We start from the raw sequence: 14,496 nt of genomic DNA on the forward strand, positions 1-14,496 counted from the left end.
ACATTAATTTTTAATAAAAAAATAGTACCCAAACTGAAATAAATTTAAATTATCCTAATTCGGGTACTGTTTTCTCAAAATCACAGTATACTATTCAGTTTTAATATTTAAACTATACTAATTTTATACACTTTATTTATTATAGCTTAAATATATTTTTATTGTTAATCTATAAATGTTACAACTTCTTCTAATGGTTTACGTGGTGGCTGTTCTGGAGTATTTTCTTCAGGTAAACCTAAAGCAACCATAGACATAAGTTCATACCCCTCTTTTTTAAAGTCAATCAAACTTTCAATCTCACTTTTTGCATGAGTAGGTCCTGTCATATAACAAGTTCCATATCCCATTTCTGTTGCCGCCAATAATATATTTTCCACTGCTGCTCCTATTCCTTGGGCAGCTGATTGTGGTGATAATAATACATCTAAAACTTCTTTTGGTGCATTATTTTCTTTTAATATCTTATACTCTATCATTTTGTATTCACTGCCATATACCAATATCACAACAGGTGCGTTTTTAAAACATGTATAATAATTTATTACACTCATATGTCTTTTAAAATCTTTTTCATTTTTTGCAAGTTGTCCGATTCTTTCATGGCTTTTAGTAACTATGTTAGCTACTTCATCTATCACTTCTTTATTTTGTAACACAACAAAATGCCAGTTTTGTTGATGCTTTGGAGATGGTGCATAAGTTCCAGCTTTTATTATCTCTAATATATCATCTCTTTTCACTAGTATATCCTTAAACTGTCTTATGCTTTTACGGTTATAAATAAAATCCAAATTTGTCATTAGCTATTCTCCTTATAAAGTTTAATTCTAAAGAAATTATAAATAAAAAGGTATTCTGCGTCAACTTTTAATCATTTATTCTATTTTATTGGTGCTTTGGAATTTATTATAATCATCTTTTACTTTAGTGAAAATTTTTATTAAGGTTTATCCACTAATGCTTAAAGTTTCTTTAACTAATTAATTTAATTCCTATATCATTTTTGACTATCTAATGCAACCTTCCATCTACATTTGCCAACCTTCCTTGTTGTCAAACTAAATACTGTAAATATTATCATACTTATAATCGCTAATTTAAAATCATTTATAATACTACTACCATAATAATATTTATCTACTTAATTATCTTAATTAGTAACATTCTTACTTCTTAATCAATAAAGAGAATATTACTAATTAAGATAAATATATATTGTTTAATGATATTTTTATATTGATTAATAATAAATATTGTATTATTATATAATTTATTAATAAATGATTGAGGTGCTATTATGAAACAAAGAACAACAGTTTTTTTAAAATTAGCTATTATTGTTATTAGTATAACAGTTTTTGCTTTATGTGTATTTGGTTTTTATTTTTTAGCTAATAATTCAGCAAATCCAAATTATGCCTATATACTATATCCAATTTTAATAGGTATATATACATCAATAATACCGTTTTATATTGCATTGTATAAATCTTTTAAACTTTTAAACTATATTTCCGAAAACAAAATTTCCTCACAAGCTTCTGTTAAAGCTTTAATTAGTATAAAATATTGTGCGCTTACAATCAGCACCTTGTATTTATTAGTTATGCCATTCATTATTCTATTGGCAGATAAAGATGATGCACCAGGAGCGATACTGATAGGAGCCTTACCTATCTTGATTTCAATAATAATTGCAGTATTCGCTAATGGTCTTAAAAAGAAGTTACAGAAAAGTATAGAATAGACAGGTGACTATTGGCTATCTCATTATATTAAATTCGAATATAATGAGAAGATAAATAGTATATGTCCATAAACTATTTATCTTCTCCATCTTATACCTTGCCACTTAAGATTATCCAATGAAGATTTAGCCTCATTAATGATATGCATTAACTTCATAATTGTATTCGATATTATATTAAATTCGAAAAGTTACTACATATCATTAAGTTTAATTGGTAATTTATAATCTATAAAAGCTAACTTATATATTTTGCTGTTAATGATTCTTTACAGTTACATAGCTCCTTTGGTGTTCCCTCAAATATTATTTCTCCACCTCTTGTTCCACCCTCAGGTCCCATATCAATAATCCAATCTGCTCTTTTTATTACATCTATATTATGTTCAATTATTATAACTGTATTTCCTCTATCTACAATGCCTTCTATTATATTAACAAACTTTTCTATATCAGACATATGAAGACCTGTTGTAGGTTCATCTAAAATATATATTGAACTCTTATTATGTAACTCACTAGCAAGCTTTAACCTTTGACACTCACCTCCAGATAGTGTATCAAGTGTTTGACCTAAAGTTAAATATCCAATTCCCATATCTTCAATAGATTGTAGCTTTGTCTTTATTGGTTTTATATCAAAAAATTCAATTGCTTCTGTAACTGACATTTCAAGAACTTCTATTACGTTCTTTCCTTGGAATCTATAATCTAAAACTTCTTTTTTAAATTTTTTACCTTCACAGACATCACAAGTACTCTTTATATTTTCCATAAATGCAAGATTTGTCTCTATAACTCCAGTTCCATTACAGTTTTCACAAGCTCCTTCTGAATTCGAACTAAACAATGATACATTAACATTATTTACTTTTGAAAAGGCTTTTCTTATATTGTCCATAATTCCACTATATGTTGCTAAACTAGATCTGGAATTAGCTGATACAGGGCTTTGATCTATAAGTACAGCATCTTTATTTTGTTTTAAAAATTCATATTTAATTAATGTACTTTTCCCTGAACCTGCAACACCTGTTACTAAGGTTAATATTCCTTTAGGTATTGTCACCGATACATTTTTCAAATTGTTCCTATTACCATTTACAACTTCTAAGTATCCCTTATGTTCTCTTACGTTTTCCTTAATAGTTAAAGCTTTATTTAATGTATTTCCAGTTAAAGTCCGTGATGTAAGAAGATTTTCATAGCTTCCTTCATATACAATTTCTCCACCATATCTTCCTGCTCTTGGTCCTACATCAATAATATGATCTGCAATTTTTATAACATCTGGATCATGCTCAACAACTATTACTGTATTACCTTTATCACGTAATTTTATCAAAAGATCATTTAATTTATGTACATCTCTTGGATGAAGCCCTACACTTGGCTCATCAAATATATACATTAAATCTATAAGGTTACTATTTAAGTACTTTACCATTTTTATACGTTGAGATTCCCCACCAGATAATGTTGATGTTTCTCTATCTAAAGTTAAGTACCCAAGTCCTATATCAATTATGTTATTCAATTTTTCTACTATTCCTTTTATCAAAAGCTCCGCTTCTGGCTCATTTATTTCCTTTATCACTTTAACTAATTCATCAATTTGCATACTAGTTAAATCTGCAATATTATATCCATTAATTAAGCAATCATAAACTCTTTGATGAAGTCTTCTTCCATGACAAAGAGGACATTTGTCTTCTATAAGTAACTTACTTAACTTTTTCTTTGTTGCTTCAGATGTATCACCTTGCTTACCTAAATATAATCTATTAAACTTATTCATTAATCCTTCATAGGTTATATTTGTTGTACCTGTTTCATCTATTTGAATCTTATGTGACTCTCCATATAAAAATTTTTCTAATTCTTCCTTTGTATAATCCTTTATTTTCTTATCATTATCAAAATAACCCGATTGAGCAAATATCTTCCAGTGCCAAGAACCTACTCCAAAGCCTGAAAGTAAAATAGCTCCTTCATTTAATGACTTATTCATATCAAGTATTTCATCCATATTAGGAACTAACTTCTTCCCAAGTCCTTCACATTCTGGGCACATTCCATTAATATCATTAAAAGAAAACATATTGGCTTTTCCTATATAAGTACTTCCAAATCTTGAATATAAAGCTCTTAAATATGAATTTATATCTGTAATAGTACCTAAAGTTAATCTTGAATTACCTCCAAGTCTACTTTGATCAATAATAATTGGCGTTGATAAATTTTCTATATGATCCGCCTTAGCTTCTCAATACTTAGGTAAAAAATTTCTAAGTCCTTCTTCTAAATCACACGAGAAATTATATCATATAAAATAAACTCTGGTGCACAAGTGTAAGGTTTGTATTCATTACTATATCTAATTTTATATATTCTTATGAGATTATAACATATAAATACTTATCTGATACTATAATATAAAGTTTCCTAATATTAAATTAAATCATTACATGAGATCTTTTATATTTTTTAATGAAATATTATTTAAATTTAATAGATTCTAATATTTATTAATTTGCTTTATATAAAAAATAAGAGCCGTTATAATATATAACGGCCCCTAATAAAAGTATAGCAAAATTTATAAATATATTTTATCTATTAACTAATGATTATTTAAATTCTATTTCATCTCCATATACTAACTCAGAATTTTCTTTTATATATTGAACTAACTCATCAACTTGTGTATATGCTACTGCTACATAAGTATCTGCTGCTCCATAATAAATAGCCATCCTTCCAGTTTCAGCATCTTGTAATGTTGCACAAGGGAATGCTACATTTGGAACAAACCCTGTTGTTTCATAATCCTTTTCTGGAGTTAATAGGTAGTCTCTTGTTCTATATAAAACTTTTGAAGGATTTTCTTTATCTAAAATTGCAGCTCCCATACTATAAACAAATCCATTACAAGTTCCAGATACACCATGATAAATCATTAACCATCCTTCTGATGTTTCTATTGGAGTTGTTCCTCCACCAATTTTAGTTCCTTGCCACCAGCCTGAGCCACCTTTACTCATAACTCTTCTATGTCTTCCCCAGTGAACTAAATCTGGACTTTCACTTATAAATATATCTCCAAAAAGAGTATGCCCACTATCACTCGGTCTGCTTAAAAGCATGTATTTTCCATTAACTTTTCTTGGGAATAAAACTCCATTTCTGTTAAATGGAATAAATGGATTTTCAAGCCTAACAAATTCTTTAAAGTCTTTTGTTGTTCCAAGCCCAAGTGCAGCTCCGCCAAATTCAGCACACCAAACAATATAATAAGTATCTTCAATTTTAACTAATCTTGGATCATAAGAATAGTTTGGTTGATAATCATTTCCATCTTCATCTTTCCAATGAATTTCTTCATCTTCAATATCCCAATCTAGTCCATCTTTACTTCTACCAACATGTAGTTGTGGCTTACCATTTTTATGATCTGCTCTAAATATTCCTATAAATCCATCTTCATAAGGTAATACTGCGCTATTAAATATTCTTGCTGATTTCTTTGTAGGATTCCAGTTTATAATTGGATTACCATCATGTCTCCATATAACTCCATCAAAGCCTTCTGGCTTATCTTGCCAAGGCATATTACTTAATTTTTCTCCAAATATCTTTACTTTTTCCATAAAAATCCTCCCAATCTTACTGTTTTCAAATTAAATATTCCTATATTGAATATAAATTAATAATTTTACTAGCTAAACAAACTTGTTAACAATTACATATTAAATTTACTATCTATTAACTTTAATTTCTATATTTAAGCTGTTTATACTTTATTATTGTTTATATTTCTGTAATAATGTTATATTTTTTAATAACAAACTTACTTCCATATACATTCTCCAAAAGATTCTATATAGCTAGTTAATTCATTTGCCATTTCCTCTGCTTCCGGAATTCTTATGTGACCTGGAGTTCCACATCCATTTCTCTTAAACTTATATCTAACTATCTTTTCATCATTTAACTTATCAACCATTTCATCAAGAGCATCATCCCACCCCTTACTATGATCTAAAATAGTTGTTATAACTATAAATAAAGCATCTGGATATTTGCTTCTTAAATCTGTTATTATCTCGGCATATTTAGATTTCCATATTTCCCTTTTTTCTCTATTCTTATCTATATAATTTTCAGGATGAGCATCATTTTGTCCTAGTGCCATAATTACTACATGTGGTGTATATCTTGAAAAATCCCAATCATTACAATATCCAAGCTCTGGGTTATATCTAAGCTTATCGTAAGTAGATTCTGCACCTAAATACCCTCTATCTGGATTAAAATAACCAGTTCCATCCATTACTGCAATTCCACCTTGAGCATTATTATTAATTTCTGCTCCTAAGTTTTTTGCTGTTATCATTGAATATGAATACCATGAATTAGAGTAAATTCCTTCATGCCCTTCTGGATCTACTTTACCAACATAATCAAGTGCTTCAGATACTTCTCCTGCTGAAACTGAATCACCAAAGCACTCAATTCTTCTATTATATTTTTGCTTTGTTTCTTCAGTATAAGAATCTTTATCTATTATGATTCCGTAAAAGTCAAAATAATGAGCTGAATCAGATCTTTTATACAAAATTAACTCATGTAATTTATCCTCTAAATCTTCTGCAATATCTATTACTATATCTTTATAATGCTCTTTTATTACAACTTTGCCCTCTATTTCATTATCAATAATAAATCCAATAGCATTTTCATAATGATTATGGTAATTCTTTAAAGCAACTTTTAAACTTGTCCCGCTAAATTTAATTTTTATCATGCTACCAGCGTAAATAATTGTTGGTGTCTTCGAATTTTCAAAATCAATTCTTCCCATATATTTATAATGAGAATTATCAGCTTCTATAAATTTATAATCTTTCATATTAAATTCTTCTAAGTACATAAATCCTTGCCTCCTAAGATACTAAAAATCCCATTATATATGTTTCTGTTAATTTTTCTTCATCAACTACACTTATTTGAATCTTATGATTAGATGTATTTTCAGATTCAACTAATAACTCTGTTGCCGAATAATCTCCCCATCCATCTTCGAAGTAAGTATCAATTATAATCGGATCATTTTCATCTACTATTACTTCTATTTCACCTGCTGTTTCTTTAATTGATTTTTTATATAATAAAAATATATTTTTTCCTTCAATATTAACTGATAAGGATGCTGTCTTTCCTTTTTCTAAATTGCATTTCCATCCATCCTGGAATACTTGGAAGCCTTCATTATCTTTAATAAATCCTTCTATTTTACTAACTTCTAAACACTTATTATTTTCTATAAATCCATTCTTATATTTTTCTCCAAAGACTGTGCTTTCAAAATCGATTTCTTTTTTATCAATCTTAGTATTATCAGTTTTATTAATATCATCTAATACGTTTTTTATAAAATCAATTAATAGCTCTGATATTATGAAATGACCATAATCATTTGGATGAACTTCATCAGTAGCCACGTCTCTCCATTTAAAATTTCCTTTTTCTATTTCTGAGTGTACAGTATCTCTGAAGCTTATCATTGGAATATTATATTTTTTCCCAATTTCTATTTGCTGAGCTTGTACATTACTTCCATCGAAATTACTCATAAATACTTCCACTATAGCTGGAGGATTTTCTATTGATAATATACTTCTTATTAAGCTTTCATAAGCTACCTTGTCATAAATAGTACTTTTATCGTTTACAGCAAAGTCAATAAATATTATATCTGGATTTTTATCTAATACTTGTCTTTGAACTCTATGAACTCCTATAATTGATCCAGTTGCTCCAACACCTGCATTTATAAAATTGACATTTGTATTGCTAAACGTATCTTTAAACCATAAATATGCTCTACTTGCATAGCAATTTTCCTGTCTAGTTGCATTACATCCTTGAGTTATAGACCCGCCTAAAAAAGCTACTGTTATATCTTGTCCACTTTGTGCTTTCTTTAAAACCTCAGTAAGTCTTGATATATCCCCTTTACTAACTAATGAGTTCTTTATCATTTCTTTAGTAATTACATACTCCATATTAAACCTCCATAAAAACGTCAATATAACTTGTTAAAATCTTACATACAATTGTATATCTTTTATCAAAAAAAATATATATTTTCTTATTATTTCTATATAAATCTGAATATTTGCTTATAATGATCTCATAAATTACTCAATTTAATTAACATTTCATTTATACATTTTATATACTGTAATATGAATCAAAAGATAAAATAATAATTATTATGGAGATGAGATAACTATGTTAAATAAATTAAATCCTGAAAATCCTTTTATGCCATCGGGCAATAATGTAATACAAGAATGTTCAAGTCTTTTATATAGAATACCAGTTTTTCTTAGCCATCCAAGTAGATTAAATTCAATTCAACAAGAATTTGTAAGCACTATCATTATGGAAATCAAAAAAGCCCTACTACTTCCTAGAACCCTTCCAGTTTCTGAACAATATCCTGAACCACCACTAACTAATATAAGAAGAATGATATTATCAAGCTACGGCTTTATAGCTCTTAACCTCGCTCAAAGAGAAGTTAGAGCATTAGAAAACAATTTAGGAGAAGAACTAAATTTCACAACTTGGGAGGGTAGTCCTTTTGCTCAAATTGAACCTGCTATGGCTTTTCAATTTGGTCTTCCTATGCTTTTAATTAGAGAATCAACGGTTGAACAAACTGGAATTTGGTCCTTTGGAATAGGACCTTTCTTATTGCTAGAATGGAATCCGAATTTACCTTTAGAGGATTTTTTTAATAGTACTGCTTGGTTACAAATTTTTCAAAATTGGATTTCTCAAGTTAGAAATGGATTTTATCTTCAAACTCAACCACCTTTTAAATATACTTGTACTAGAGATGGCGTGAATTAATGTAAATATGTAAAAATTTAATAATATTAAAATATATAAGTCTAGGACTGTATAAACTTTATTTTATACAGTCCCATACTATTTCTCACTTCAAAATTATCTAGTATAGTACCTAGTTCCGGGCAACTAATTATCCTGCAAAATAATATTTATAAGAAAATTATTCATTCCATTGTATTTAATTAATTATACAAAAATTAATAACACTTATACTAAAAACCACTACTATTCTAATTTCACACCCACTAAAATAAACAAACTATATATTACTAATTTGCTTTAATTTACACTTGCTTTTAGGTGAATATCAAAAACTCTTTACGCAAATAATAAGTATTGAATTAAGGTGGTGATATATATGGGAAGTTCTCAATATAACAAGAATAAAAATAACAAGAGTAACTTTGGCCAAAATAGGGACAACAATAATAAAGATAAGGGAAATAATCAAGTAAAATAATGTTATATCAAATTTTGTAATTGATAAAAAACATTTGAATTTTTATTAATATTAAAATGACAACAAATATACTATATTAGTATATTTGTTGTCATTATTTTTATAGAAGCATTTATAAAGAAATTTAATAGTCATTAAAATTAAAAAACAAATTTAAGTTATCCTAAAATATGTTTCAATATAAGCTATCATATTATCTCCTAAAGTAAGGTAATAATATACTGGTATTAAATATGATGAATAAAATAGTTTTTTTGCTTCTTCTCTATTAATTCCTAATTCTCTTATTAAATTTTGTTGTTGTCTTATGCTTATAACAAAACTTTCAGCTACAAATAAAATTTGCTCTGAAAAAAATACATCTGAAAAAGAATCTTTATATGAAACTTTATGGTTTTGTAAATTTTTTTCAATAACCTCAAATTGTTGTATATAATATTCTAAATCTTTATTAATAGCCTCCAAATCGTCAGGGGTTGAATCAGCACTTATATTTACAGCACTTAAATTTTTTCTTATTCTTTCAATATCTCGTAAATTTCTTACAAGTTCTTCCTTATTTTTCAAATCCTCAACTTTTGGTCCATATGGTGCTGGTGGCTCTATTGGTTGCGCATATGGAATATTAGTAATAGTGAATGTTAAAATTATTACAGATATTATGAAGCGACCTATTTTTTTCTGCATCGTTATTTACACTCCTTTTAACAACATCATCTTTAATTATTGATTAATTTTAATCCAATAAACTGAATACATATATTTTTAGTTTGTTTTAAGTATTTTATTCTCTTACAAATTAAAATAAATTTTTTAATAGAACTTTGTTAAAAGGTTCATTTTACTGCAGAAAACTATCACATTGATTTCTATCTTATTAATTTTCAGCCTATGTATAATTTAAATCTATTTTAAGATTCAAATTAATAACTATCTAATAACCACATAAAATCATCAAATAATAAATTTTATTATCTTATGGGTAGAAAAACAGTTATTCTCGTACCTATTTCTTTCCTACTCAATACGCTAAAATATCCATTGTGACTATCAATAATCCATTTAGCAATAGATAGTCCAAGTCCTGTACCACCATTTTTTCTAACCCTTGCAGTATCTGCTCTAAAAAAACGTTCAAATATATGAACTACGTCATTTTCATCCATTCCTATTCCATTATCTTGAATTGAAAAATAAGGCTCATTATTATCATTTTTTCCGCATTTTAATATTATCTCTTCACGTTTATCTGTGTACTTTGCTGCATTTTCTATTAATATTCTAGCTGTTTGTTTAAGTAATGATATATCACCATAAACATTTATATTTTCTGAATCTATATATGTGTATATGTGATATCTATCTATCATTTTAGACTCTTCCAATACTTCTTTCATCATATCATTAAGTGAAAATTCTACAATTTTAAGTTGAGTTTTGCCATTAATGCCTCTAGCTAAAAATAATAATTGTTCTACTAAGTTTTTCATATTTTCTGATTCACTTTTTATAGCTGCAATAGACTCTTCTAATACTTCTTCATCATTTTTTCCCCAACGATCTAGCATATTTGCATAACCTTGAATTACAGAAATAGGAGTTCTAAGCTCATGTGATGCATCTGAAACAAATCTTGCTTGTTGCCTATAAGATTCCCTCATCCTATCTAATAAATTATTAATTGCTTCCTCTAACCCTTGAAGCTCATTATCTCCAATATGAATTCTTTCATCTGATGTAACAGGACTAATCTTAGCTATAGCATCTTCAAGACTTTGAAATTTCTGCTCATCAAATGCTATATCACTAAGCCTACTTGCTGTTTCTGCTATTTCATTAAGTGGTTTTAAAACTCTTCTATTCTTTGAAGTACCAAATATCATTTCATTTAATAGCATTATTAATTCTATAATTCCAATAACAGCAATTACTCTTATAAGAAGATTTAAAAAAGTACTGGCTTCTTTTATCATCACGCTTCCATTATCAAAAATAACTTTATATGTTGCTGTTTCTATAGGATAAAAGTTAAATGACCTTTTAGCATTTTTTACAAACTCCCCATAAAAGCTTAATTCACTTTCAATACACCAAACTCCAATAAACCCAATAACTATAAATATATCAATTAAAAGAAATTTAAAAAATAAATCTCTTACAAAAATAGAATTTAGCTTTATTGCAATAGATGTAACATTTTTATTTTTAATTTTTCTACTCATCTTTAATTACGTACCCCACTCCACGAACTGTAGTTATTATTTTAACCTTAAAAACATCATCTATTTTTATTCTTAAATATCTTACATAAACATCTATAACATTAGTTTCTCCAATATAATCATATCCACATACTTTTTCCATAAGTGTATTTCTAGTTAAAACTATATTCTTATTTTCCATTAATATTTGCAACAAATTAAATTCTCTATTAGTAAGCTCTATTTCTGTGCTATCATACATTACTTTATGTTTCATTTTATCTAAGGATAATAAACCACATCTTATTGTATCTTCATTCTTTTTTACTGTAACTATTCTCTTTTTAAGTGATGTTCTTATCCTTGCAAGTAATTCTTCAATTGCAAAAGGCTTAGTTATATAATCATCTGCCCCTGCATCAAGTCCTGATACCTTATCCATAACTGCATCTCTTGCAGTAAGCATTATAACTGGAATATCTGAGCTTCTTCTAAGCCTTCTTAATACTTCAAGACCATTAATTTCTGGAAGCATTATGTCAAGAAGAACTAAATCCACCTCACCTTTTTCTGCAATTTCAAGACCTGTTCTACCATTATTAGCTTTTAATATTTCATACCCTTCATGTTTTAACTCAAGCTCAATAAATCTTGCTAATTTTTCTTCATCTTCAACTATTAAAATCTTAATCATTCTTAACATCCTTTTTAAACTTCTCTTTTATATCTTTTACATGCTCTGAAACTTCCCTTAATATTTTATTAACCTTATTTGTATTAATACTATTTGCATATACATAAAACTCTATATCAAAAAATAATCCAACAATAATTAAAGGTATAATAATCCAAAACATAAAGAATGAAAGTATAGCAACAACTGTAAGTGGAATTTTCAAAAATACTTTATCTACCTTTTTTATCTCTAGAAAAATATTATTACATGTATCTATAAACTTACATATAGCTTCAAAAATTCCTTGATAGCCACTTTGAGCTTTATACTTATATTCATCATTATTTTTTATTACTTGAATTTCACCACTATATCTTGATTCATTTGTATAAAAAATGCTAACAGAAGGTTTTTCTAACTTTCCGCTCTCTTCTAAATATAATAAAGCATCTAATATATTCCAATTATTATTTTCTAAAACTATTTTAGCTTCTTCATAACTTATATTTGATTTTTCTCTTAGTTTATCTATTAATTTAAGCTTATCCATAAATAAACCTCCTTATCTATAGCATAAAAAATAACATATACTATTTTAATTTTACTATTTAAATTGTGCTAAGTATATTGATTTTTAATAAATTGTATTATAATTTTATAAATAAAACCTAATATATAATTTGAATTTAGAAGGAACTATACTATGATAGATATAAAAAAATATAATTATTGCCCAGATATAGATGAGATAAGTATATATATTAGAAATTCATTATTTGATGATTTCTGTGCAGAAATAATTAAACTATACAATGTGAAACCTAATCTTGAGTTTAGTAAATGTTCATGGGGATCAGGATGGAATATTAAATTCAAGAAATCCAGAAAACGTTATGTACAGTATATCCTAGGGAAAATTATTTTACTGTGCTAGTGGTAATTGGAAAAAAAGAAAAAGAAACAACTGAAGAGTTATTAATAAATTTATCTCCATTAATCCAGAGTATCTATCATGAAACTAAAGAATGAATGTGTCAACGTTGATTAATGATAGATTTGGAAGATAAAGATAAAACATTTAGAGATGTACTACAACTTATTGATATTCGTGCTAAATGCAAATAATGTAAAGATTTTAGTGGAAATTCAAATAAAATATTTAATTTGAATTATACAATAATCTATATATATTAATTATAAAAAGTTTATATAAAACATAAAAGAATATTTTTATGGAATACTAATATTAAAAGCAAAAAAAGAGAATTTATATGATTAAAAAAATATATTCATTAACATTACTTATGCTTTTAATAACATTACCTAACAATATTAGTGCAAGCACAATTTCTAGTAACACTAATATACCTCCTGTTTCAAATGTTTATAAAGAAGGGTTTTATAGGTTTGATAATACAACTAATATTGATATGATAGTAATGTTGAATACCGATGTTCCAACTAAACTTATTATATTTGATGATGAAATGAATATTAAATTTTTAAGTGATCTTCCATATAAAAATAAACTCTACATTCGCGGTTTTCATATAAATCAAATAGTAGGAATAGTAGGCGAAGGCGACGTGGCTATATCATTTGAGCCAATTAATCAATAAGATAAAAAAATACCGTATTGTTTAAAAAGAATATACGGTATTTTTTATTTTCCTCTAATTTTTCATTCTTTCACTTTTTCATTACTTTTCGTAGCCATCTTTAAAGTCTTTTTTAATAGTGTCTGCTGATTCAGACACTTTTTCAAAAACATTATTTACTTCATCATAATTGATATTAGAACCAACTAATGAATATTTATATCCACAGAATAATCCAATTACTAATAATACCATAGTTGGTACAAATAAAAATATTAATAAAAGTATTGATATAGTTACTGATACTCTTATTGGCTTTTCATTTTCCTTTTTAATCTCAAAATAGTTCTCATTTCCCTTTTTTATAAACTTACCGATAAACTTAAATATTCTACCTATTATTTCACCAATTCCACAATATCTTTCTTCATTCTTTTTACTTTTTTCATTTTTTTCTTGCTTTTGATCTTCTTCTTTAACCTCAATTATTGTAGTACTCTCATTATTTTCTATTTTTCCACTTCTCTCTAAATATATAATAGAATCTACAACATCCCAGTTGCACTTTTCCAATACTTCTATTGCCTCTTCACGAGTTACATTAGCCTTTGCAATTATAATTTCAATCATTTCACTTCTTTCCATTTGATTTACCTCCATATATTTGTTAATCATTTATCATGTTTATATAATACTTTTAGAAGATTAATCTAAAATATAAGAAAGATTAAAATTAGATTAAAAAATTAAAATTTAATAACAAAGGCTATCACAAACAGCCGTTTAATGTAAAACTTAAAATGAAATTAGTGTTTCATAATGAAAAACTTAAATTCATTATACATTCTACATTTTTAACTGTGTGACAGCCCAATTATTTTTAATTA

The 14,496-nt window shown here is 26.8% G+C and carries 13 protein-coding genes and 1 pseudogene; 4 read left to right on the forward strand and 10 right to left on the reverse strand.

The annotated features are described in order from the left end of the window. Positions 1 to 164: 164 nt before the first annotated feature. A complete protein-coding gene (locus J2Z25_RS03915; protein ID WP_209738495.1) occupies positions 165 to 803 on the reverse strand; it encodes a nitroreductase family protein in 639 nt (212 codons plus the stop codon). A gap of 497 nt (positions 804 to 1,300) precedes the next feature. Between J2Z25_RS03915 and J2Z25_RS03920 the strand changes: the two genes are divergently transcribed. Continuing rightward, a complete protein-coding gene (locus J2Z25_RS03920) occupies positions 1,301 to 1,750 on the forward strand; it encodes a DUF2975 domain-containing protein (protein WP_209738497.1) in 450 nt (149 codons plus the stop codon). Positions 1,751 to 1,988: 238 nt separating this feature from the next. Here J2Z25_RS03920 and J2Z25_RS03925 read toward each other — a convergent pair whose 3' ends face one another. The 4 genes from J2Z25_RS03925 to J2Z25_RS03940 form a co-directional block, all read right to left on the reverse strand. Then, a complete protein-coding gene (locus tag J2Z25_RS03925; RefSeq protein ID WP_245173057.1) occupies positions 1,989 to 3,851 on the reverse strand; it encodes an ATP-binding cassette domain-containing protein in 1,863 nt (620 codons plus the stop codon). 529 nt (positions 3,852 to 4,380) lie between these two features. Then, on the reverse strand, positions 4,381 to 5,400 hold the full coding sequence (locus J2Z25_RS03930) for a glycoside hydrolase family 130 protein (protein ID WP_209738499.1): 1,020 nt from the start codon (positions 5,398 to 5,400) through the stop codon (positions 4,381 to 4,383). A 200-nt stretch (positions 5,401 to 5,600) separates the two neighbouring features. Further along, positions 5,601 to 6,683 (reverse strand): SGNH/GDSL hydrolase family protein, encoded by a 1,083-nt coding sequence (locus J2Z25_RS03935; protein WP_245173058.1) that lies wholly within the window; start codon positions 6,681 to 6,683, stop codon positions 5,601 to 5,603. Positions 6,684 to 6,696: 13 nt separating this feature from the next. Beyond that, entirely contained in the window at positions 6,697 to 7,818 is a 1,122-nt protein-coding gene (locus J2Z25_RS03940) for an SGNH/GDSL hydrolase family protein (RefSeq protein WP_209738501.1), read from the reverse strand. Between the two features lie 229 nt (positions 7,819 to 8,047). Here J2Z25_RS03940 and J2Z25_RS03945 point away from each other — a divergent pair, with 229 nt between their 5' ends. Next, positions 8,048 to 8,674, forward strand: a complete 627-nt coding sequence (locus J2Z25_RS03945) for a hypothetical protein (RefSeq protein ID WP_209738502.1) — start codon at positions 8,048 to 8,050, stop codon at positions 8,672 to 8,674. A 613-nt stretch (positions 8,675 to 9,287) separates the two neighbouring features. Here J2Z25_RS03945 and J2Z25_RS03950 read toward each other — a convergent pair. From J2Z25_RS03950 to J2Z25_RS03965, 4 genes are all read right to left on the reverse strand, one after another. Further along, positions 9,288 to 9,821, reverse strand: a complete 534-nt coding sequence (locus J2Z25_RS03950; RefSeq protein WP_209738504.1) for a hypothetical protein — start codon at positions 9,819 to 9,821, stop codon at positions 9,288 to 9,290. A 284-nt stretch (positions 9,822 to 10,105) separates the two neighbouring features. Then, positions 10,106 to 11,356, reverse strand: a complete 1,251-nt coding sequence (locus J2Z25_RS03955) for a sensor histidine kinase (protein WP_209738506.1) — start codon at positions 11,354 to 11,356, stop codon at positions 10,106 to 10,108. Beyond that, positions 11,349 to 12,029: a response regulator transcription factor gene (locus J2Z25_RS03960; RefSeq protein WP_209738508.1), complete on the reverse strand. Its 681-nt coding sequence runs from the start codon at positions 12,027 to 12,029 to the stop codon at positions 11,349 to 11,351. Before J2Z25_RS03960 ends, J2Z25_RS03955 begins: the two co-directional genes overlap by 8 nt. Beyond that, positions 12,022 to 12,561 (reverse strand): UBA domain-containing protein, encoded by a 540-nt coding sequence (locus J2Z25_RS03965; protein ID WP_209738510.1) that lies wholly within the window; start codon positions 12,559 to 12,561, stop codon positions 12,022 to 12,024. Before J2Z25_RS03965 ends, J2Z25_RS03960 begins: the two co-directional genes overlap by 8 nt. A 153-nt stretch (positions 12,562 to 12,714) precedes the next feature. On the opposite strand from J2Z25_RS03965, the pseudogene J2Z25_RS03970 reads away from it, so the two are divergent. Both J2Z25_RS03970 and J2Z25_RS03975 read left to right on the forward strand, forming a co-directional pair. Next, a pseudogene (locus J2Z25_RS03970) lies at positions 12,715 to 13,040 on the forward strand (DUF3788 domain-containing protein). A gap of 242 nt (positions 13,041 to 13,282) precedes the next feature. Then, positions 13,283 to 13,630, forward strand: a complete 348-nt coding sequence (locus J2Z25_RS03975; protein ID WP_209738512.1) for a hypothetical protein — start codon at positions 13,283 to 13,285, stop codon at positions 13,628 to 13,630. An 81-nt stretch (positions 13,631 to 13,711) separates the two neighbouring features. Here J2Z25_RS03975 and J2Z25_RS03980 read toward each other — a convergent pair whose 3' ends face one another. Next, a complete protein-coding gene (locus J2Z25_RS03980; protein ID WP_209738514.1) occupies positions 13,712 to 14,254 on the reverse strand; it encodes a UBA domain-containing protein in 543 nt (180 codons plus the stop codon). Positions 14,255 to 14,496: the final 242 nt, after the last annotated feature.

Origin of the sequence: Clostridium tertium (assembly GCF_017873245.1) — a bacterium.
GTDB classification, from domain to species: Bacteria; Bacillota; Clostridia; order Clostridiales; family Clostridiaceae; genus Clostridium; species Clostridium tertium.